The following is a 19,536-nucleotide window of genomic DNA, read 5'->3' as shown; positions in this document are numbered from 1 at the left end:
AAGTTGCGGGACCTCGAGTTCCGGCAACCTCTTGCCCGACCTGTGCCCTTACACCGCAGACCTATGCATCGATCGAGCCGCCGATGCCGTCCAGAATCCGGTGCAGACCCCATCGGTACTGGTCGGTCGAGATGTAGGTCGCCATCGTCGGCGCGGCCGCGGCCGAGCGCGGGAAGACGTCGGCCGGGATCTGGTCGAAGACGCTGCGGCGGCCGGCGATCCGGTCGGTCTCGCTCGGGAGCGGACCGGGCTCGGACTCGTCGGCGACCTCGAGCGCGATCGAGCCGAGGACGTAGACGATCAGCAGGTACGTCGATCGCGCGGCCGCCACCGGATCGATACCGGCCTGGACCAGCAACTCCTGCAACTGTTCGCCGAGCGCGGTCGCCCGCGGACCATCCATCGGGCCGCTCATCAGCAGGGCGGCCGCGCCGGGGTGCGCGACCATCCGCTCGCGCAGGTCGATCGCCAGCCCTTCGATCCGCTCCCGCCACGGCCTGCCACTGTCGGCGAAGACGCCACTGTCGGACTCACCGAGCAGCCGCTCGACCAGCGCCCGGATCACCGCCGCCTTGTCCGGGAAGTAGGTGTAGACCGCGTTCGGCGCGACGCCGACCTTCGCGGCGATCCCCCTGATCGAGGCCGCCGCCGGACCGCCCTCGTCGAGCAGCGCCAGCGCCGCGTCGAGGAGCTCGTCCTCCGTCAGCGCCCGTCGCGGCCCGGGCCGCCCCCGTCCTGCCGGTGCCATCCAGCCTCCCTCTTGACGTATCTCTGGACAGCGTACATCATTTGTACACCGTACAGACTCTGTACGTCGTACAATTTCTAGGAGGCATCATGATCCGCCGTGTCACCGGTTCGCTTCTCGTCCTCGCCGCGATCGCCTTCGGGGTGGCCGCGAGCGTTCTCTCGTCGACCTTCGACTGGCCCGACATCCTGCGGGAGCCGGCCGGCGTCGTCCTGCCCGCCTTCACCGCGGGCGGCACGAGCCTGATCTGGACCTGGTTCGCGGTCGCCTGGACCTACGCCCTGCTCGCGATCCCGATCCTGCTGCTCCCACAAGCGCTCAACCGCCGCCACGATCCGGTACTACGCACCGCGACCTGGCTCGGCGCCGCATCGGTGCTCCTGTCGCTGATCGGCTTCCTGCGCTGGGTTTTCGTCGTGCCACCGCTCGCCCGCGCCTATGCCGAGGGCGACGAGACGACGCGCGCCGCAGTACAGGCTGCCTGGACTGCGCAGCATCAGTTCGGTGGGGCCCTGCTCGGCGAGCACCTCGGTCAGTTGCTGGCGATCGCTTGGAGCGTGGGGGTTTGCGTCACCCTGCTGCGGGAGCACCGCTGGATCGCCGGCTCCGGGTTCGTGGCGAGTGCGCTCTACCTGACCAACCAGAGCGACGTCCTGGCGACCGCGATCCCCGGCTTCCCGGTCTGGGAGCTCGGCGGGCTGATCGGCAGTACGGCGTGGGGCCTGTGGACGATCGCGTTGGGCGTGTCGGTCATCCGACGTACCGATGACTTACCGCGTTTGAGTGCACACGTGCAGTAGGTTCGCGGGCATGTTGAAGCGCGCCGTTGCCATTGCCGGAGTCCTGCTGCTCGCCACCGCCGGCGCCGCGACCGCCTCGATGACCGCCTCACCGGATGGCCAGGACCCCAAGCTGATCGTCGGCGGCACGCTCGCCAGTACTACGGAAGCGCCGTGGGCGATCGCGCTGACGAACACCGAGTCCGCGGAGGCCACCGGCCGGTGGTGTGGAGCCACCCTGGTCAAGGCGGACAAGATCATCACCGCCGCGCACTGCATGATCAAGCCCGCCTCGACCTACACCGCGATCCAGGGCCGGCCGGACCTGAGCGACACCAGCGTCGGCCGCACCTCGAAGATCAAGTCGATCTGGATCCAACCCGGCTACAACAGGACCGACAACCGCTACGACTTCGCCGTACTGACGCTCAGCCGGCCGATCACCGGCGTACCGGTCCTGCCGCTGGAGACGAACCCGAAGGCCGACCGCAAGGGCGTCGTACCAACCGTCTACGGCTGGGGTGAAACGCAGGACACCGGTCCCGCCGACACCCTGGAGAAGCTCGCCGTACCGGACCTCGGCGATGCGACCTGCCTGGCCAACCAGGACTACACCGCCAACGGCTATGCCGCCGCCACGAACATCTGCGCCGGCTACGTCGAGGGTGGCCGCGACGCTTGCCAGGGCGACTCAGGCGGCCCACTGGTCCTCAACGGCCGGCTGCTGGGCACCGTCTCGTGGGGCAAAGGCTGCGCCGAACGCGGCTACCCGGGCGTCTACGCCCAGATCGCCTCCGCGGCGAAGGTCCTGCAGGCGCAACTCGCCGGCTGACCCCGGCTCATAGTGAGCCCGGCATGCGACAGGTTCGTTAACACGTAACATTGCTGACCGGATCAGCGCGAAGAACTCACAGCGCCGATACGACGCGGAAATACTTTGTCCTTACCTTTCTAGGCAGCTACCACCCCCACCCGCCTAGTGAGGAGTTGGCAAAATGCCCCAGACCCGACGGCAGTTCCTGCAACAGGTCGGTATCACCGGCGGTGCCGGTGTCTTGTACTCGACGATGGGCGCGCTCGGCCTGACCACCGCCGCGCAGACCCCGGCCTTCGCGGCGCCGACGCGCAACGACCTGAACGGACGCGGCAAGAAGCACATCGTCATCCTCGGCGCCGGGATCGCCGGACTGACCTCGGCCTACGAGCTCGGCAAGGCCGGCTACAAGGTGACGTTGCTGGAGGCTCGGCAGCGGCCGGGCGGGCGGAACTGGACCGTCCGCGGCGGCACCGAGGAGAAGGATCTGCACGGCAACACCCAGCGGGCCAGGTTCTCCAAGGGGCAGTACATGAACGCCGGTCCCGGCCGGATCCCGCAGCATCACGTGACGCTCGACTACTGCCGCGAGCTCGGCGTCGCGATCGAGCCGTTCGTGAACCAGAACGCCGATGCCTATCTCTACCGTGAGGGGACCACAGCCCTTTCGAACAAGGCGGTTCGCCACCGTACGGCGAAGGCCGACGTCTACGGTTACGTCTCCGAATTGCTGGCCAAGGCCACCGACCAGGGTGCCCTCGACAGTCTCCTCTCGCCGGTCGACAAGGAGGCGCTGATCGGCTTCCTCGGCAGTTTTGGTGCCATTGGCAACAAAGCGGCAGGGTTCGCCTACACCGGCACCGACGGACGGCGCGGGTACGAGGTCGAGCCGGGTGCGGGGCTCGAAGGCGGCAAGACCGCTTCGCCGTACGGGCTGAGCGACGTCTTCGCCAGTGGCGTCGGCAACTACTTCTCGTTCGAGTTCGGCTGGGACCAGGCGATGATGATGTTCCAGCCGGTCGGCGGGATGGACCGGATCCCGTACGCCTTCGAGCAGGCGATCGGGCGGGAGAAGTTCATCTACGGCGCGAAGGTGCTCGGGTTGCGCAACACCTCGTCGGGCGTCTCGGTGATCTACACCAACGGCTCGCGGGCCAGGGAAATCAAGGCCGACTATGCGATCTGCGCGCTGCCGCCGCACATCGCCGCGACGGTACCGTCGAACCTGCCGGCCGACATCATCGGTGCGCTGCAGTACGCGAAACCGACCAACGCGGGCAAGATCGGGATCGAGTACGGCCGGCGCTGGTGGGAGCTCGACCACCGGATCTACGGCGGCATCACGAACAGCAACCTCGACCTGGTCAACATGTGGTACCCGTCGACCGGTTTCCACGGCGAGCGCGGGACGATGATCGGCTACTACAACACGGGCGCCAACGCGACGGCGTACGGCGCGCTCAGCCCGGCGGCGCGGTTCGAGCGAGCCGTTGCCCAAGGCATCAAGATCCACGGCGACGGCTACGGCAAGGACGTGAAGGCCGCGTTCTCGGTGGACTGGGCCGGGACGGAGTACTCCCGGGGCTCCTGGGTGGGCTGGCCGTCGCAGACCGACGGCATCTACGCGAAACTCCTCGAACCGACCGGCAACATCTACTTCGCCGGTGACCACCTCAGCCACACCATCGCCTGGCAGCACGGCGCGATGGTCTCCGCCCGGGCGACCGTGACCGCCCTGCACAGCAAGGTGATGAGCCGATGAAACGACGTCTTCTGGCCGGGGTTGCGGTTGTCGCAATCTCCTTCACTGCCGGTACTGCGACCGCTGTCGGCTGGTGGGACCGTCCCAAGCCACCTCGGCCCGGCACGGTCGTACCGGCTCTCCCTGCTGGGCAGGCGAATCCGTTGATCGCCACCGGGGTCGGGATCGGCGCCGACACGCCCATCTACAAGACGAGCGGGCTTGGGCCGACGGCTCTCAACCCGAGCGCTCCGGCCGGGAGCGAGGCGTCATACATCGACACTGTCGTCTTCCCTGACGGCGCTTTGCCGGCCGGCGTCACGATCACTGAAGCTCAGGGGATCAACGCTTTGCGGCGGATCGGGGAGAACCTCAAGGCGGCCGGGCTCTCGTACTCCGACGTCTACACGATGCGCGTCTTCCTGCAGAACCCGGCGGGCGCCCCAGCCGCCGACTTCGCCGGCTGGAACCGCGCCTACCGCCAGTACTTCGCCAACACCGATCTCACCACCGGAAAGTACGTGCCGGTGCCGCTGGGCACAGCCGCACCCGCCAAGCCGTTCGTCGTCAACAAGTCGCGTCCATCCAGGTTCGCACTCGAGATCGAGAACCTCCCGGTCGCCGGCTGGCTGGTCGAGCTAGAGGTAGACGCCGCCTACCCAAAGCGCTAACCCCCACCCCACCGCACTTCTACCCCACCACCCCATCCCCCACCGCACTTCTACCCCGCCGCTCGATCCCCCACCCCGCTGTCCCCCATCCACCCCACCGCGCCTCCACCCACCACTCCTCGCCCTCCCCCCTGCCCACCTCTCAGGGGTTAACCCCTCAGACGGTGGGTTGCCCCGTCGGATTCTCGGGAGGCAACCCGCCGTCTCGGGGGTTAACCCCTGAGACGGTGGGGCGGGGGAGGCGGGTTCGGGTGGGTGACGTTGACACTGTTATATGACAGTGTCATGATCTGGGGATGGAACTGTGGACGCTTGGTGAGTTGGCGGAACGGGTGGAGGCGGCGCTGGCCGACTACCCGGGCCAGGTCAATGGCCGGGTGCGCGCCGTTCCGGACCAGCGGGCCATCCGCTGGTACACGACTACCGGCCTGATCGACCGGCCGGCTGAGATGCGCGGCCGTACTGCGCTGTACGGCCGCCGCCATCTGCTGCAACTGGTCGCCATCAAGCGGCGCCAGGCGCAGGGACACACGCTCGCCCAGATCCAGTCCGAGCTGGCCGGCGCCACCAACGAGTCCCTGCAACCCATCGCCGCCCTGCCGACCGATCTGCTCGCCAGCTCGCCCGAGCGAGCCGCGACTCGCCCCAGCGACCCGCCTGTTGTTCGGCCCGGCGACCCAGCCGAGCCTGCCGCCGCTCACCTTCGCGACCTTCCCGTACCGACCCGGGCCCGCTTCTGGGCCGACCGGCTCCCCGCACCTCACCCCGCAACGACCGCCACAGTCGTAGGCGCAGTTCGGGTGGCTGACGGGGTGACGGTGGTGCTTGATCAGGCGGCTGAGGTCGTGCCGGATCTGGAGCGACTGGCTGCTGCCGCCGCTCCGCTGCTCGCGGAGCTTGCTCGACAGGGGCTGGTTCACCAACCATCGTCAGGAGACGAGACATGACCGTTCTGCCCACCCTCGGACCCGACGAAGTACTGGCAGCCCCCGACGCAGGTCTCGGCACGTTGAGCACCGAGCGCGGAAACCTCCCGCTGGAGCGCATCGACGCGCACGCCACCATCACCGGCCTGGTCGCGCGCACGGTGCTCACCCAGGACTTCCACAACCCGCACAACGTCCCGCTCGAAGCGACGTACATCTTCCCGCTGCCCGCCCGCGCCGCGGTGACCGGCTTGAAGATGACAGCCGACGGCCGGACCGTCGAGGCAGAGCTCAAGGAACGAGCAGAAGCACGAGCGACGTACGACGAAGCGCTGGCGGCCGGTCAACGCGCCTCCATTGCCGAGGAGGAGCGCCCCGACGTCTTCACCCTGCGCGTCGGCAACATCGTCCCCGGCGAGCGAGTGTCCGTGCAGCTCACCCTGGTCGGCCCCCTCCCGTACGAGGACGGCGAAGCGACGTACCGGCTGCCCTTGGTGGTTGCCCCGCGCTACATCCCTGGCGCACCGCTGCCCGGATCCAGCGTCGGCGACGGCGTTGTGCCCGACACGGACGCAGTACCGGACGCCTCCCGCATCACCCCGCCGATCCTGCTCCCCGGCTTCCCGAACCCGGTCCGGCTGAGCATCCGCGCCGACGTGGACGCAGCCGGCCTCCCGCTGCACGGCATCCGCTCCAGCCTGCACGCGATCGGCACCGAGCAAGGCGACCGCCTGACCACCGTCGCGATCACCCCGGGCGAACGCGTCGACCGCGACTTCATCCTCAGGCTGGCGTACGGCGAGGCCGAAGCGACCACCACCGCCTTCACCGTCGAGCCTGGCGAGGACGGTGAAGGAACGTTCGAGCTGACCGTCCTGCCGCCGGTCGAGTCCGTCGTGGCGCGGCCGCGAGATGTCGTCCTGGTGCTGGACCGCTCAGGCAGCATGGACGGCTGGAAGATGGTCGCGGCCCGCCGCGCGGCCGCCCGGATCGTCGACACCCTCACCGCCAAGGACCGCTTCGCCGTACTGAGCTTCGACACTGTCGTCGAGCGGCCGGCCGGACTCCCCGAAGGCAAACTTGCCGAAGGCACCGACCGCCATCGCTTCCGCGCCGTCGAGCACCTCGCCGGACTCACCGCCCGCGGCGGCACCGAGATGCTCACTCCACTCCGCGAAGCGGCCAACCTGCTCAACAACACTGATGGCGAGCGCGATCGCGTCCTGGTCCTGGTGACCGATGGACAGATCGGCGACGAGGACCGGATCCTGTCCGAGCTGGCCGGATCGCTGGCCGGCGTACGGATTCACACCGTCGGCATCGATCGCGCGGTCAACGCAGGCTTCCTCGGCCGGCTGGCCGGCCTGGGCGGCGGCCGTTGCGAGCTCGTCGAAAGCGAAGACCGCCTCGACGAAGCACTCGACCGCATCCACCTCCGCATCGGTACGCCGTTGCTCACCGGCGTCACGCTGTCGGCCGACGGCCTGACCTTGCTCGACGACACCATCAGCCCGGCCCGGACTCCCAACGCGTTCGCCGGTGTCCCGCTGGTACTCCGCGGCCGCTACCGCGTTACGGCACCCGCACAGGACAGCGCTGTCGCCCACCTGAACGGCACTACGGCCGCGGGCGAGAAATGGCAGGTCACAGTGCCGGCAGTCCAAACGCAAGGCGCAGCAGCCCCGGTCTGGGCCCGCGCCCACCTTCGCGATCTCGAGGACCGCTACACCATCACCCACGGCGACCACGAGGCTCTGGAGCAGCAGATCGTCGCAGTCTCGCTGAGGCACCACGTCCTCTGCCGCTTCACCGCCCTCGTCGCCGTCGACTCCCGAGTCGTCGCAGAAGGCGGCCCCAAGCACCAGGTCACCCAGCCCGTCGAACTCCCCTCCGGCTGGGTCATGCCGGCCGCCCCGACCGGCTTCGCCGCGGCCGCTTTCGCTCCGATGGCCATCAACGCCAGCGGGTCAGCCCCCGGAGGCGCGGCTGGCCCGGCCCTAGGCCGGGCCTTCGGCGACGGCCCAGGGCTCTTCTCTCGCAGCGTGAAACGCGCTGCACAGCCTCCTTCCTTCGTCGAGGAGCAGGCAGCGCACGGCGACCCACTCACGGAAGCCCGCGCCCAGGCAGCCGCCGAAGCAACCCTCCTCCGCCAAGCCGGTACGCCGACCAGCGCGCAACGGCGGCTCATCCTGTCCGACCTGGCCAGCCGCCTCGACGCCCTGGTCCAGCAGCTCGGTTCGGAGGCCGACCCACTCCGCAAGCTCGTCACCGCGCTGACAGCCGTCGAGAGCACACCCCTCGAAGACATCGATGCCCTATGGCAGCAGGCATTGCGCGTCCTGGACGAGTTCGCCGGCTCACCCACCCCCGCCAGGGCGCCCCGACGGGATTTCTGGAAACGCTCCTGAGACAGCCGAAGACTCGTTCCAGCCCGTGGTGGCTGGAACGAGTTAGGCCTGTACTTGCCGGTCCCGCGCTGTCACGCTGGCCCGACCGATCCGGTCGGAGGCCACCATGAGCAGAGCCACTCGTCCGCCGTCACCGTCGCACCCGCTGTTGCGCAAGAAGAACATCGACGACATGCTCGCCGCCAGCCGCGGTGAACACGGCTCGGAGCATCTCGAGCGATCGATGACCACGTTCCAGCTGATGATGTTCGGCGTCGGCGCCACCATCGGTACCGGGATCTTCTTCGTCCTCGCGGTGACGGTGCCCAAGGCCGGCCCGGCCGTCATGGTCACCTTCCTGCTCGTCGGCATCATCGCGGCGCTGACCGCGCTCTGCTACGCGGAGGTCGCCTCGACCATCCCGGTCTCGGGTTCCGCCTACTCGTACTCGTTCGCCTCGCTCGGCGAGCTTCCCGCCTACATCGTCGGCTGGTGCCTGATCCTCGAGTACGGCGTGGCCGGAGCCGCCACGTCGGTCGGCTGGGCCGAGTACTTCAACGCGTTGCTCGACGACGTCTTCGGCTTCCGGATCCCCGAGTCGCTGAGCTCGGGACTGCTTGCCGAAGGCCCCGGCATCATCAACCTGCCCGCCGTCGTCCTGGTCGGCATGTGCTGCCTCTTGCTGCTCCGCGGCGCGAAGGAGTCGGCCAGGGCGAACGCCATCATGGTGGTCATCAAGCTGTGCGTGCTGGCGCTGTTCGTCGTACTGGCGCTGACCGGCTTCAAGGCCGGCAACCTGGAGCCGTTCGCTCCCGAGGGCATCAGCGGCATCTCCGCCGCCATCCCGGCGATCTTCTTCACCTTCCTCGGGATCGACGCCGTCTCCACGGCCGGCGAGGAGGTCAAGGACCCGGGCCGGACCATCCCGCGGGCGGTCTTCGGCGCCGTCGCGATCGTGACGGTCTTCTACCTGTTCGTCGCCTTCGCCGCCGTCGGCGCCCAGGAGACCTCGAAGTTCGAGGGCCAGGACGCCGGCCTCGAAGCCATCCTCGACGACGTCACCGGGATCTCGCTGCCCGGCATCATCATCGCCGCGGGCGCCGTCATCTCGATCTTCTCGGTCACCCTGATCACCGTCTACGGCCAGACCCGGATCCTGTTCGCGATGGGCCGCGACGGGATGCTGCCGCCGCTGTTCAAAGAGGTGAACAAGAACACCCTGTCGCCGAACAAGAACGTCCTCGTCACCAGCGCCTTCATCGCCGTGCTGGCGGCGGTGGTACCGATCGACAAGCTGTTCGACCTGGTCAGCATCGGCACGCTGGCCGCGTTCATGGTCGTCTCGGCGACGGTGATCATCCTGCGCCGGACCCGGCCCGATCTGGAGCGCGGCTTCCGGTTGCCGTTCGGCCCGGTGATCCCGATCCTGTCGATCATCTCCTGCGCGTACGCCGCGAGCACGATCGCCGCCGTCACCTGGATCTCGGTCGGGCTGTGGCTGGTACTGGCCCTGGCCGTCTACTTCCTCTACAGCCACAAGCATTCGATCCTGCACGACGCCGAGGTCGAGGAGGCTGAGCAGTGAAGGCCGTCGTCGCCTACCGCGGCGGTGACGACACCCCCGAAGCCCTCGAGCTCGGCGCGACCTTGCGCCGTACGACGGGCGCCGAGCTGGTCGTCGTCGCCGTGCTCCCGACCGTCTCCGAACCGGGCACGGAGCGGGTCGATCTCGAGTACCGCCAATGGCTCGACTCCGTCGCCGAGCAAGCGCACCGCGACGCGGTCGAAGCGTTGTCGCCGGGCGATCCCGAGGGGCTGGAGTTCCGGCGGATCGCCTCGACCTCCGTCGCCGACGGCCTGGTCCGGGTGGCCGAGGAGTCAGGTGTAGACCTGCTCGTACTGGGCTCCGCACGCGCCGCCACCCAAGGCTCCCTGCTCGTCGGCAGCGTCAGCTCGCGCCTGCTCCACTCGTCGCCGGTCCCGATCCTGCTCGCACCCCAGGGCTATGGCGGCGAACCCCTCGCGACCTTCGGCTCCTTGACCTGCGCCTACGCAGGTACCGACCGCTCCCGCGAAGCGCTCGCCGCAGCCTGCGCCCTGGTGAAGCGCTACGACGGCCATCTGCGGGTGGCCACCTTCGTCCCGCGCGCCAATACGATGTACCCACCCGAGGTCGGCCTGGACGCCGAGGACATGGTCGCCGCCCAATGGGCCGAGCAGGCGATCGAACTCCACGAGGACGCCCTGGAGTTCTGCAAATCCCGAGGCGTCACCGACGTGGAGACAGTCGTCGCCCGCGGCCGCGGCTGGGAGGGCGCTCTGACCGCCATCCCGTGGTCCCCCGACGACGTCCTGATCCTCGGATCCAGCCGCCTGGGCCAGCTGGCCCGGGTCTTCCTGGGCTCGACCGCGACCAAGATCCTCCGGCACACACCCGTACCGGCCCTGGTGGTCCCCTCGGGCACCTACACCTGGTCCGACTAGCAACATATTCAATTCAGGTCGAACAATGCAGCAAACGTTTGTCTGATTACCCAGATAGTAACTGCCCATTTACCCAAAGCGGTTAAAAAAATAGCAAACGTTCTTTATTCTCTGATGGTCTGCCGGTGACGGTGGATCTTCACGGGGAGGGGAACCCAACGATGACCGCACGCTCGGGGCCGCACGGATCGACATTCTTCAACCGATTCGCCGCCGATTTGTTCGGACAATTACCCAGGGCCGATCAGCGGCGGTGGGCCGAGGTCTATCTGCAAGGACTGCTCACCACGCCGGGCAAGAAGACGGTCCGGCGGATGGCAGCAGCGGTCACCGATTCCGCCACCGCCGCGCAGGCCCTGCACCAGTTCGTCAACGCCAGTCCCTGGGAATGGGAACCCATCCAGACGGAGCTCATCCGCTGGGTCGAGCAACAGACCCGGCCTCGGTCCTGGACCATCGCCCCCGCGGTCCTTCCCAAACGTGGCGGGCAGTCCTGTGGAGTGCACCGCCGCTTCATCCCGCAGGCCGGACGGACCGTCAACTGCCAGATCGGGATCGGGGCCTTCCTGTCGTCGGCCACCGGGGATCTGCCGGTGGCCTGGAACATGCTGCTGCCCGAGGAATGGTCAGATGCCGCGCGGCGCCGGCGTGCCCGCATTCCGGGCCCCGTGACGGCGGCGTCGCCGGCCGTAGGTGTGCTGGATCTGCTCAACAGCCTGGCCCTGCGCGGAGCCGCGGCGTCGATGCCGGACGTATCGATGCCTACAGTGTCGAGACCTGAAGGATCGATACCTGAAGGGTCGATGCCGGTGGTGGCCGACCTGGTCGGATACCTGGACACCCGCGCGCTGATTCACGGACTCGTCGAGCGGGGCTATGACTTCGTCATCGCCGTACCGGACAACCTGCTGCTCCAGCCCGGCAGTCATCTGGCGGCCCGGCAGTGTGCCGAAGGTGCTCCGGTGCGGGCCGCGCAGTTCATCGACGAACGCGCCGGCCACACCACCACGCACCCGACCGGGCTCGCCTATCTGCCCCGCGCCCAGACCAGGCCAGGTCTTCAGCGCACCTACCGGTTGTTCGACCGGCGCGAAGACAGCCGGGGCCGGCCCGGTGGCCTGTGGCTCACGAACATGACGAACCGGCCGTTCGGCGAACTCCTCGCACTGGTCGACGGGCCGGCCACGACGGCTGCCACCATCGGCCGGATGGAGCGAGACTTCGGCTTGCGAGACTTCGAGGGCCGCTCGTACCCGGGCTGGCACCACCACATGACGCTGACCTCCGCGGCCTACGCCTATCAGCAGGTGGCAACGCACCGGCTCCAGGAACCGGACCGGCCCGTCCACCGCCGGGCCGCCTGACTCAGTCCTTGGGAGTGGTAGCGAAAAGCTGGCCGTAGTCGGTGATGCCGGCAGCGACGTCGGCGGCATCGGCGAGGTGCAGGGCGTGCCACAGGACCACCTGGTTCGCGGTGACCACGTTGAAGCCCAGCTCTTCCTCGAGGGGCTTGATGGTCCCCACTGCACGAATGCCGTTGCCGGCCACCAGGACGGCGTCGGGCTGGTGAGCGGCGACCGTGTCGCGGATCCAAGCGGACAGGTTGCCGGGGTTGATCGCCTTCTGGTTCGACGGCAGGCCGCACGGCCCGTGATGGACGACGTCGAACCCGAACTCGCCGAAGTAGTCCGCGCCCTGACCCGAGAGGATGTCGTCGAACCACGGCGGGTTCACGATGGCGATCTTGTGGGCGCCCAGCGCGTGGAACGCCGCGCGAGCCGCCTTGGTCGTTCCCGTGATCGGCAGATCGCGGGTGACGGGGGCAAGTCGTTCGTAGAGCTCCGCCTCCCCCTTGGCCTTCAGCACATAACTGGAAGAAGTGAAGCCGAGGGCGAGTGCGTGCAGCGGGCTCGCGGCCAGCAGTTCCACGGCCTGGTCCAGGAACGGTGGCTGGACGAACGCCATCACCGGGTCGTGCGGGATCTTCTCGTCCATCTCGCCGCCGGCCCGCATGGCGGCGAAATGGACCCGCGATCCGTGAATGGACACCGACGCCGGCGCCATCGCCTGGAGTTCGGCCTCCGGGCCGACATCGGCATGCGGTACGACGACGCCGATCCGGGTGCCGGCATCCCAGCCGTCGGTGGGTGTGCTCGTGCTGGTCATGGAATTTCTCCCTACTTGGCGAGGGTGGATTCGCCGGCGAGGCTGCCGCCGCTGACGGTTCCCGAGCCGGAGTTGTCGAGGAACTTGGGGTGCTTGGCCCGCATGGTGGCGATGACGTACTCGTACGGGACGTCGTCGAAGGCACCGTGGTCGACGAGGAACTCCATCGATCCGCCGCCGTCATGCGGGTGGTAGAGGCTGTCGGCGGTGCCGTCGAACTCGAGGGCCTCCATGCCGTACAGCTTGCAGAGCATCTTGTTGAACACCGGAGTGGCCTTGACCCACTGACCGTCAAGGTAGACCTGGGTGAGGCCGTGGAAGAAGACGTCGCCGCCGATGTGCTCGATCAGCCGCGGCGAGGCAAGGTGGTTGCGCACATCGCCGTACACGAGGCGGGAGGGGATGCCGAGGGCACGGACCACCGCTGCGTACAGGGCGGACTTGTGCAGACAGAACCCGGACTTGGCCCGCACGGTGCTCGAGGCCTTCAGCCCGTCGGCGGACAGGTCCGCGCCGTAGACCTCGTAGAAGATGCCGTCGCGGACGGCGTAGTACAGCTCGATCGCGTTGGTCGTCCGGTCCGCCGAGCGGTCCTTGACGGCGTGGTCGATGAAAGCTTGGACTTCGTCGGTCTCGTAGTCGAGGAACTCGGTCGGGCGGGTCAACTCGTTCAGGTCAACAGACATGGAAAGCTCCTCAAAGGCCAATCAGAGTGGCGATGCGGTTGCGCTGGATCTCGGAGCTGCCGGAGTAGATCGTCCCGGCGATGGAGTTGCGCAGCTCGCGCTCCATACCGAACTCGGTGAGCACGCCACGGCCGCCATGGATCTGGACAGCGTCAAGGGCGGTCTGCACGTTGGCCTCGGAGACGATCGTCTTTGTGGCGGCGAGATCGAAGGCGGCATCCTGCCCGGCCTCGACCTTGGCGCCGGTGTCGGTCAGCCACTTACGGGCCGTCTCCACCCGCATCTTCATGTCGGCGATCTTGTGGGAGACGGCCTGGTACTTGCCGATCGGCTGCCCGAACTGCGTGCGGGACTTCGCGAACTCGACGGTCTCCTCCAGCCGGCGGGTCATCTCGCCGAGGGTGAGGGAGAAGCCGAACAGGACCTCGCGCTTCATCACGTAGTCCAGGACGAGGAACCCCGCTCCCTCCGCACCGATCCGGTTCGCGACGGGAATCCGCAACTCCTCGAAGGAGAGGGTGCCGATCGGGCTGGTGCGCAGCCCGAGCTTGTCCATGGTCGGCCCGACGGTCAGGCCAGGTGTGCCGGCCTCGACCAGCAGCGTGGTCAGGCCGAACGGGCCTGGCTTGCCGGTGCGTACGTACAGCAGGAACAGATCGGCGATGGGGGCGTTGGTGATGAACATTTTGTTGCCGTTGACAACGTAATGGTCACCGTCGCGCCGGGCGACGGTGGACACGTTCGTCGCGTCGGACCCGCCGGACTCCTCGGTGATCGCGTGCGCGGTGATCAGGTCACCGGCCATGATGCGGGGCAGGTACCGGTGCTTGAGCTCCGGTGCCGCGAACCGCTGCATCGGGATGCCGACGGACACGATCTGGGTGGACGTGGAGAAGGACAGGCCCGCGTCCCGCGATGTGTACCCGAGGCCTTCCAGGGCGCGCATGGTCTCGGTCAGGCTGCGGCCGCTGCCGCCGAAATCGGGATGGAAGGGTGCCTGCAGGATCCCGGACTCCTGGATGGCCTTCCACTTGTGGTGCGGGAAGGCACCGGCGGCGTCCGACTCCTGCAGGTCTGCGTTGAGCTGATCTGCCCACGGGGTGGCGAGGTGGAAAAGGTCGTCGTTCAAGAGATGTCCTCACTCGGCGGCGGGTGTGTTCGGGCGCTGGGGCACGGTGGGGCCGCGGGTGGCGGCCCCACCGTGCCGCATCAGGGCTGCATCAGTACTGGGAGAAGCCGTCCGCGGAGAGCGTGTGCTTCTCGTCGCCGTTGATCGGCGGGTTGAACACGGAGATCAGGTGCAGGTCCTCGTCCTCGGAGGCGACCAGATAATGCGGGTCGTGCTCGTTGAGCGCGTAGATGGTCCCCTCCACGATCTTGTGGCGGGTGCCGTCCTTCTCCACCACCTCGCCCGAGCCGCCCACGCAGTAGCAGGCCTCGAGGTGTTCGCGGTACTGCAGGGCGCTCGTGGTGCCGCGCCGGACGAGGGTGTCGCAGACGGCAAAGCCCATGCCGTCGGCCTGGGTCAGTACGCGGTAGCTGAGGCCGTTGCCCCACTCGACAGGGGCGAGGGTGTCGATGCTGCGCACGATCATTTCTTTCTTCTCCTTGTTGTTGGTAGGGAGTTGCTCAGGCCACGCCGGCCGTGGAATGGGTGGTGATCAGGTCGGCGATCGCGTCGAGGCTGCGGAAGTTGTCCGGGCCGAGTTCGATGTCGTCGAAGGAGACCGCGTAGGTCTCGGTGAGGTGCGAGATGAGCCGGATCAGCCCGAGGCTGTCGATCACGCCCGACTCGATCAGGCCGTAGTCACCGGTCAGGTCGGAGGTGTCCTCGCCGGCCAGAAACTGCGCCACGACATAGGCACGGATCTCGCTGGCGACGTCTGTGCTGTTCACGGGTGGATCTCCTTCAGGCGGTTGCTCTTGATCAGGTTTCGGTCGGGCTTGCCGGTGGAGGTACGGGGCAGCGGTTTGTCGGTGATCTGCACGGAGGTGGGAATGGCATGTCGCGGCAGGTGCTTGCCTGCATGCGTTCGCAGCCGCAGACCGGTCAGGGCGCTGCTGGGGCGCCGGCTGACGTGGGCGTGCAGCCGGACTCCGGCCTGTTCGTCGGGCAGCGAGACGACGACCGCCTCGACCACGTCCGGATGATCGGCGATCACCCGCTCCACTTCCTGCAGATTGGTGCGCACCCCCCGGACCTTCACCTGCCAGTCCGCGCGGCCCTGCAGGCTGTACAAGCCGGACTCGTCGCGGGTGACCAGGTCGCCGGTGCGGTAGAAGGTGCGGCCGTCGATGACCGTGAACGTCTCGGAGTTCCGCGCGGTGTCGAGATAGCCATCGGTCTGGAACGGGGTGGCCACCAGGAGCTCCCCGGTTCCGGCGGACTGCACGATCGCGCCGTCCGGGTCGCTGATGAGTGCGTCGGTGCCGACGATGGGCCGGCCGATCGGCATCCTGCCGGTCAGGGCGCCTGGGTCGACCTCGTGGATGAACGAGTCGTTGGTCTCCGTGCAGCCGAAAACGTTGTGGAACCGGGCCTGCGGGAACGCCGCACTCACCGGTGCCAGCAGCGAGTCCGGCACGCTGTCCCCGGTGAAGATCACCTGACGTACCCCAGGGAAGGCCGAGCCGGCTTCGACCAGCAGGCGGTACAGCATCGGCACCCCCTGGATGAAGGTGACGTCGTGCTTCGCGACCAGCGCCTGGACGTACGGTCCGTCCGTGGCCCGGCCCTGATCCACCAGGACGACCTGCGCCCCCAACCGCAGGAGGGACCAGATGTCGAGCAGCGCGAGGTCGAAGTTGAGGGGGGCATAGGAGAGCGCGACAGCATCGGAAGTGAGCGCGAACTCCTGCGTGGCCCAGGCGGCGAAGGCCTCGAAGCCGGCCACCGCGATGGGCACGATCTTCGGGGTGCCGGTGGAGCCGGAGGTGGTGAGGAGGAGGCACGAGCGCCCCGGATCCGCTGACGCGAATCCCGCTGCCTGCTGCTCGTCGGTGTGCACCGGGTCCGCCGTCAGGGCGTCGATCGCGGACACGGTGAGGACATGGGTGGCACGCGCTTGCTGCGACAGGCGTGCCAGCGCGGCCGCGCCCAGGTCGGGTGCGGGAGCCAGCGCGACGAGGCCCTCGTGGAACACGGCGAGGAGCAGAGCGATGGTCTCCGGTGTCTTGTGCGCGGGGACACAGACCGTGCTTCCGGCCGGAAGGCGCAACTCGATCAGGCTGTGACGAAAGGCCTGGGTGAGATCGCTGAGTTCGCCGTAGGTGACGGCGCGGTCGTTGAGGACCAGGGCGGTTTCTTGAGGTCGTAGGTGGCCGTGAACGGCGACGGCTTCGGCCAGGCAGGGCGATGGCACGGCGGAATTCCTCGCAGTAGTAGGGACGTTTCTGGACGCGAAGGTATCCCGCGAGGTACATGCATGGTCAAACATCTACTTGGCGAAGTAGCTGTGAGCAGGATCATGACGCTTGTCCGCGCAACAAAAAACCCCCGTGCGCCAGCGGCGCAGCGGGGGTTCTGAGGAGTGCTCGACGAGGGCCGGCGCGGGGCGCCGGGAGTCAGTCCTGGGGGGTGCGTAGCGCGTGGACCGTGGAGCCCAGCTCCGGGTCGGCAGCGAAGACGTTCAACGCGGACGAGAGGACCTCCGCATAGGTCGCGCGGGCCAGCTGATAGCGCTCACGACCCTTGTCCGTGATGACCGCGTAGACACCACGCTTGTCCGACGGGCACAGGTCCTTGTAGGCGAAACCGGCCGACTCCAACCGCCCTACCAGGCGGGTGATCGACGATTGCCCCAGGCCTACCTTGTCGGCCAGCTCCTGCATCCGCAGCTCACTGCTCTCGGAGTTGACGAGGTGCTCCAGGGAGCGGTACTCCGACAAGGCGATCCCGTGCTGGCCGTGCAGGGCCAGGGTCAGTTCGCGCTCCACGCGCGCGTGCAGCATCAGGACGCGGTCCCATGCGCTGCGGTCGGACGTGCGCTGGGGTGCTAGCGGCGAAGCTGTCATGACTGCGGCCTTCCTCGATTGATGCTTGATCAGAATACATGCTCATGCAACCGCCCGGGGTTCCCCTCGATCACATCCCTGACGTATGCTCAGTCGCGTTCCTTGCATGTACATGCATTCTTCGAAAGGACACCCTCATGCAGTGGCTCTACCTCGGCGTCGCCGTCGTCTTCGAGATCGTCGTCGCGATCGCGGCCGGCAAGGCCGAAGGCTTCACCAACCGCAAGTGGACGATCGTGACGCTGGTCAGCGGCGCCTTCGGCACCTACTTCCTCAGCCGCGCTCTGCTGACCTTCAACGTCGGCGTCGGCTACGCCCTGTGGACCTCGGTCTCCGGCATCGGCATCACGTTGCTCGGCGCCCTGCTGTTCGGCCAGCGCCTCAGCTGGCGTAAGGGGCTGGGCATCGCGGCGATCATCGCCGGGGTCGTCGGCCTCCAGCTCAGCGGCGCTGCCTAGAACCTGCCTGCCCCACGCCCGAACCTCTCGAAAGGAATCCCCCAGATGTCCTCGACCACCCCCTCCGCGGCCCGCTCCTGGCTCATGCTCCTGCTGGCCGGCGGTTTCGAAATCGGCTACGCGCTCTCGGTCGGCGGAAGCCACGGCTTCACCCGTTTGACCTGGTCGCTGGTCGCCGTTGTCTTCTTCCTGCTGACCCTGTGGGCGCTGAGCGCCGCACTGCGCACCATCGAGGTCAGCATCGGTTATGCGGTCTGGGCAGGAATCGGGGCGGCCGGAGCTGCGGCACTGGGCCCCGTCTTCTTCGACGAGCGCCTCACTCTCGTCCAGTCCCTGTGGCTCGTTCTCATCATCGCCGGCGTCATCTGGCTCAAGCTCGCCGACCGGCTGGACGCCAAGTCATCGGCCAAGTCACTTGCCGAGTCACCCGCCGAGTCCCCCGCCGAGGCAGCCGCAGAGCAGGCGCAGGAAGTCGAGGCTGAACTCCGTCATGCCAACTGACCTCCTCGACCAGCTGACTCCCCATCTGGAGGAAGCCGTCCGGATCAGCCGCAGTCACGTCGCCGAAGGCGGTATCCCCTTCTCCGGCATCGTCGTCCGCGACGGCCAGGTTCTGGGCACCGGTTTCAACCGGGTTCTCGAGGACGACGACCCCACCGCGCACGCCGAAGTCGTCGCGCTGCGCGCCGCAGCGAAGAAGGCCGGCCGGATCGGCGTCGCGGGAGCCACCCTGATCGCCTCCGGTGAGCCCTGCGCCCTGTGCTACATGGCCGCGCTCTACTTCAGCATCGAGCACATCGTGTACGCCGCCGACCGCACGACCGCCGGCGCCTACGGCTTCGACTACGGCAGGTCGTACTCCATCTTCGCCGACGACCCGACCACCTGGCCGATCAAGGTGACGCACGCCCCGATCGAGGGACACGAGGTGCCGTTCGAGGAGTTCAAGACCGGCCTGAGAGGCGGAAAGCGATGACAGAGCGGGTCAAGATCACGATCTTCTCCGACTATGTCTGCCCCTTCTGCATGCTCGCCGAAGGCCCGCTCGAGGAGGCGACGAAGGATCTGAAGGTCGACATCGAGTGGAAGCCGTTCGAGTTGCGGGCCCATCCCACTCCCACGCTGCGTCCCGAGGACGAGTACCTGCCCGCCATCTGGGCCCGGGCCGTCTACCCGCTGGCCCGCCGCGTCGGTGTGGACATCACCTTGCCGACCGTCTCCCCGCAGCCGTACACCCACCTCGCCTTCGAGGGCTACCAGTTCGCCGCCGAGCATGGCCTGGGCACCGAGTACACGCACCGCATGTTCCGCGCCTTCTTCCAGGAGGACCAGGACCTCGGACAGCCCGACGTCCTGCAGGCCCTGGCCGAGGAGATCGGCCTGGACGGCGCCGCCTTCCGCACGGCCCTGGACGACCGCACCTACCGTGACAAGCACCAGGACGCCCTCCGAGAGGCGCAGGCCCACCAGATTCAGACCGTCCCGACCATCCTGATCGGCGACACCCGCATCGAGGGCGTACCGAGCCCCGTCCAGCTACGCAAAGCAATCCTCGACACCCAAGCTCAGCAACTAGTCCCCTTCGGCGGCACCTGCGACGTGAACGGCGGCTGCTGACTAACGCTTACGTCCGAAGAAGCGGAGGGACGTCAACAACAGTTC

Annotated in this window: 21 protein-coding genes; 13 read left to right on the top strand and 8 right to left on the bottom strand. The window is 67.8% G+C overall.

The window, feature by feature from the left end; genetic code table 11:
- Positions 1–61: 61 nt before the first annotated feature.
- Positions 62–748, bottom strand: a complete 687-nt coding sequence (locus tag G3I17_RS25130; RefSeq protein ID WP_164600053.1) for a TetR/AcrR family transcriptional regulator — start codon at positions 746–748, stop codon at positions 62–64.
- A gap of 89 nt (positions 749–837) precedes the next feature.
- On the opposite strand from G3I17_RS25130, the gene G3I17_RS25125 reads away from it, so the two are divergent.
- From G3I17_RS25125 to G3I17_RS25085, 9 genes are all read left to right on the top strand, one after another.
- Entirely contained in the window at positions 838–1,548 is a 711-nt protein-coding gene (locus G3I17_RS25125) for a DUF4386 domain-containing protein (protein ID WP_164600052.1), read from the top strand.
- A gap of 10 nt (positions 1,549–1,558) precedes the next feature.
- Positions 1,559–2,359, top strand: coding sequence for a serine protease (locus tag G3I17_RS25120; RefSeq protein ID WP_164600051.1), 801 nt, complete (start codon positions 1,559–1,561; stop codon positions 2,357–2,359).
- A 163-nt stretch (positions 2,360–2,522) separates the two neighbouring features.
- A complete protein-coding gene (locus G3I17_RS25115) occupies positions 2,523–4,103 on the top strand; it encodes an FAD-dependent oxidoreductase (protein WP_164600050.1) in 1,581 nt (526 codons plus the stop codon).
- A complete protein-coding gene (locus G3I17_RS25110; protein WP_164600049.1) occupies positions 4,100–4,753 on the top strand; it encodes a Rid family hydrolase in 654 nt (217 codons plus the stop codon). Before G3I17_RS25115 ends, G3I17_RS25110 begins: the two co-directional genes overlap by 4 nt.
- A 296-nt stretch (positions 4,754–5,049) precedes the next feature.
- Positions 5,050–5,700 (top strand): MerR family transcriptional regulator, encoded by a 651-nt coding sequence (locus tag G3I17_RS25105; protein ID WP_164600048.1) that lies wholly within the window; start codon positions 5,050–5,052, stop codon positions 5,698–5,700.
- Complete coding sequence (locus G3I17_RS25100) at positions 5,697–8,087, top strand: VIT domain-containing protein (RefSeq protein ID WP_164600047.1); 2,391 nt, start codon at positions 5,697–5,699, stop codon at positions 8,085–8,087. The genes G3I17_RS25105 and G3I17_RS25100 overlap by 4 nt, the downstream gene beginning before the upstream one ends.
- A gap of 106 nt (positions 8,088–8,193) precedes the next feature.
- Complete coding sequence (locus G3I17_RS25095; protein WP_164600046.1) at positions 8,194–9,651, top strand: amino acid permease; 1,458 nt, start codon at positions 8,194–8,196, stop codon at positions 9,649–9,651.
- Entirely contained in the window at positions 9,648–10,550 is a 903-nt protein-coding gene (locus G3I17_RS42220; protein WP_164600045.1) for a universal stress protein, read from the top strand. Before G3I17_RS25095 ends, G3I17_RS42220 begins: the two co-directional genes overlap by 4 nt.
- A 161-nt stretch (positions 10,551–10,711) precedes the next feature.
- Positions 10,712–11,914, top strand: coding sequence for a transposase (locus tag G3I17_RS25085; RefSeq protein WP_164600044.1), 1,203 nt, complete (start codon positions 10,712–10,714; stop codon positions 11,912–11,914).
- A 1-nt stretch (position 11,915) separates the two neighbouring features.
- Here G3I17_RS25085 and G3I17_RS25080 read toward each other — a convergent pair whose 3' ends face one another.
- The 7 genes from G3I17_RS25080 to G3I17_RS25050 all read right to left on the bottom strand — a co-directional run bounded on the left by G3I17_RS25080 (position 11,916) and on the right by G3I17_RS25050 (position 17,416).
- Positions 11,916–12,716 (bottom strand): maleate cis-trans isomerase, encoded by an 801-nt coding sequence (locus G3I17_RS25080; protein ID WP_164600043.1) that lies wholly within the window; start codon positions 12,714–12,716, stop codon positions 11,916–11,918.
- An 11-nt stretch (positions 12,717–12,727) separates the two neighbouring features.
- Positions 12,728–13,402 (bottom strand): transglutaminase-like domain-containing protein, encoded by a 675-nt coding sequence (locus G3I17_RS25075; RefSeq protein WP_164600042.1) that lies wholly within the window; start codon positions 13,400–13,402, stop codon positions 12,728–12,730.
- A 10-nt stretch (positions 13,403–13,412) separates the two neighbouring features.
- Entirely contained in the window at positions 13,413–14,531 is a 1,119-nt protein-coding gene (locus G3I17_RS25070) for an acyl-CoA dehydrogenase family protein (RefSeq protein ID WP_164600041.1), read from the bottom strand.
- A gap of 91 nt (positions 14,532–14,622) precedes the next feature.
- Positions 14,623–14,997 (bottom strand): ectoine synthase, encoded by a 375-nt coding sequence (locus G3I17_RS25065; protein WP_164600040.1) that lies wholly within the window; start codon positions 14,995–14,997, stop codon positions 14,623–14,625.
- A gap of 34 nt (positions 14,998–15,031) precedes the next feature.
- On the bottom strand, positions 15,032–15,298 hold the full coding sequence (locus G3I17_RS25060) for an acyl carrier protein (protein WP_164600039.1): 267 nt from the start codon (positions 15,296–15,298) through the stop codon (positions 15,032–15,034).
- The gene (locus G3I17_RS25055) at positions 15,295–16,764 is read right to left on the bottom strand and encodes an AMP-binding protein (RefSeq protein ID WP_164600038.1); all 1,470 of its coding nucleotides are present in this window, start codon (positions 16,762–16,764) and stop codon (positions 15,295–15,297) included. The genes G3I17_RS25060 and G3I17_RS25055 overlap by 4 nt, the downstream gene beginning before the upstream one ends.
- 202 nt (positions 16,765–16,966) lie before the next feature.
- Positions 16,967–17,416, bottom strand: coding sequence for a MarR family transcriptional regulator (locus tag G3I17_RS25050; RefSeq protein ID WP_164600037.1), 450 nt, complete (start codon positions 17,414–17,416; stop codon positions 16,967–16,969).
- 137 nt (positions 17,417–17,553) lie between these two features.
- On the opposite strand from G3I17_RS25050, the gene G3I17_RS25045 reads away from it, so the two are divergent.
- The 4 genes from G3I17_RS25045 to G3I17_RS25030 are packed head-to-tail and all read left to right on the top strand — an operon-like array spanning position 17,554 to position 19,491.
- The gene (locus tag G3I17_RS25045) at positions 17,554–17,874 is read left to right on the top strand and encodes a multidrug efflux SMR transporter (RefSeq protein ID WP_164600036.1); all 321 of its coding nucleotides are present in this window, start codon (positions 17,554–17,556) and stop codon (positions 17,872–17,874) included.
- A gap of 45 nt (positions 17,875–17,919) precedes the next feature.
- Positions 17,920–18,375 carry an SMR family transporter gene (locus G3I17_RS25040; RefSeq protein ID WP_203590717.1) on the top strand — a complete coding sequence of 152 codons (456 nt, stop codon included), beginning with the start codon at positions 17,920–17,922 and terminating at the stop codon, positions 18,373–18,375.
- A complete protein-coding gene (locus G3I17_RS25035) occupies positions 18,365–18,850 on the top strand; it encodes a nucleoside deaminase (RefSeq protein WP_164600035.1) in 486 nt (161 codons plus the stop codon). The genes G3I17_RS25040 and G3I17_RS25035 overlap by 11 nt, the downstream gene beginning before the upstream one ends.
- Positions 18,847–19,491 (top strand): DsbA family oxidoreductase, encoded by a 645-nt coding sequence (locus tag G3I17_RS25030; RefSeq protein ID WP_164600034.1) that lies wholly within the window; start codon positions 18,847–18,849, stop codon positions 19,489–19,491. The genes G3I17_RS25035 and G3I17_RS25030 overlap by 4 nt, the downstream gene beginning before the upstream one ends.
- Positions 19,492–19,536 lie beyond the last annotated feature (45 nt).

The sequence above is a fragment of the Streptomyces sp. SID13031 genome, from assembly GCF_010548305.1.
Lineage (GTDB): Bacteria > Actinomycetota > Actinomycetes > Propionibacteriales > Kribbellaceae > Kribbella.
Note: the sequence above shows the minus strand (reverse complement) of the source record. Positions and strands in the feature narration are given on the sequence as shown.

Coding starts and splice junctions, on each gene's coding strand:
- G3I17_RS25130 (WP_164600053.1), bottom strand. CDS start 748: ATGGCACCGGCAGGACGGGGGCGGCCCGGGCCGCGACGGGCGCTGACG.
- G3I17_RS25080 (WP_164600043.1), bottom strand. CDS start 12,716: ATGACCAGCACGAGCACACCCACCGACGGCTGGGATGCCGGCACCCGG.
- G3I17_RS25100 (WP_164600047.1), top strand. CDS start 5,697: ATGACCGTTCTGCCCACCCTCGGACCCGACGAAGTACTGGCAGCCCCC.
- G3I17_RS25110 (WP_164600049.1), top strand. CDS start 4,100: ATGAAACGACGTCTTCTGGCCGGGGTTGCGGTTGTCGCAATCTCCTTC.
- G3I17_RS25115 (WP_164600050.1), top strand. CDS start 2,523: ATGCCCCAGACCCGACGGCAGTTCCTGCAACAGGTCGGTATCACCGGC.
- G3I17_RS25075 (WP_164600042.1), bottom strand. CDS start 13,402: ATGTCTGTTGACCTGAACGAGTTGACCCGCCCGACCGAGTTCCTCGAC.
- G3I17_RS25095 (WP_164600046.1), top strand. CDS start 8,194: ATGAGCAGAGCCACTCGTCCGCCGTCACCGTCGCACCCGCTGTTGCGC.
- G3I17_RS25105 (WP_164600048.1), top strand. CDS start 5,050: ATGGAACTGTGGACGCTTGGTGAGTTGGCGGAACGGGTGGAGGCGGCG.
- G3I17_RS25085 (WP_164600044.1), top strand. CDS start 10,712: ATGACCGCACGCTCGGGGCCGCACGGATCGACATTCTTCAACCGATTC.
- G3I17_RS25065 (WP_164600040.1), bottom strand. CDS start 14,997: ATGATCGTGCGCAGCATCGACACCCTCGCCCCTGTCGAGTGGGGCAAC.
- G3I17_RS25050 (WP_164600037.1), bottom strand. CDS start 17,416: ATGACAGCTTCGCCGCTAGCACCCCAGCGCACGTCCGACCGCAGCGCA.
- G3I17_RS25035 (WP_164600035.1), top strand. CDS start 18,365: ATGCCAACTGACCTCCTCGACCAGCTGACTCCCCATCTGGAGGAAGCC.
- G3I17_RS25125 (WP_164600052.1), top strand. CDS start 838: ATGATCCGCCGTGTCACCGGTTCGCTTCTCGTCCTCGCCGCGATCGCC.
- G3I17_RS25030 (WP_164600034.1), top strand. CDS start 18,847: ATGACAGAGCGGGTCAAGATCACGATCTTCTCCGACTATGTCTGCCCC.
- G3I17_RS25045 (WP_164600036.1), top strand. CDS start 17,554: ATGCAGTGGCTCTACCTCGGCGTCGCCGTCGTCTTCGAGATCGTCGTC.
- G3I17_RS25040 (WP_203590717.1), top strand. CDS start 17,920: ATGTCCTCGACCACCCCCTCCGCGGCCCGCTCCTGGCTCATGCTCCTG.
- G3I17_RS25120 (WP_164600051.1), top strand. CDS start 1,559: ATGTTGAAGCGCGCCGTTGCCATTGCCGGAGTCCTGCTGCTCGCCACC.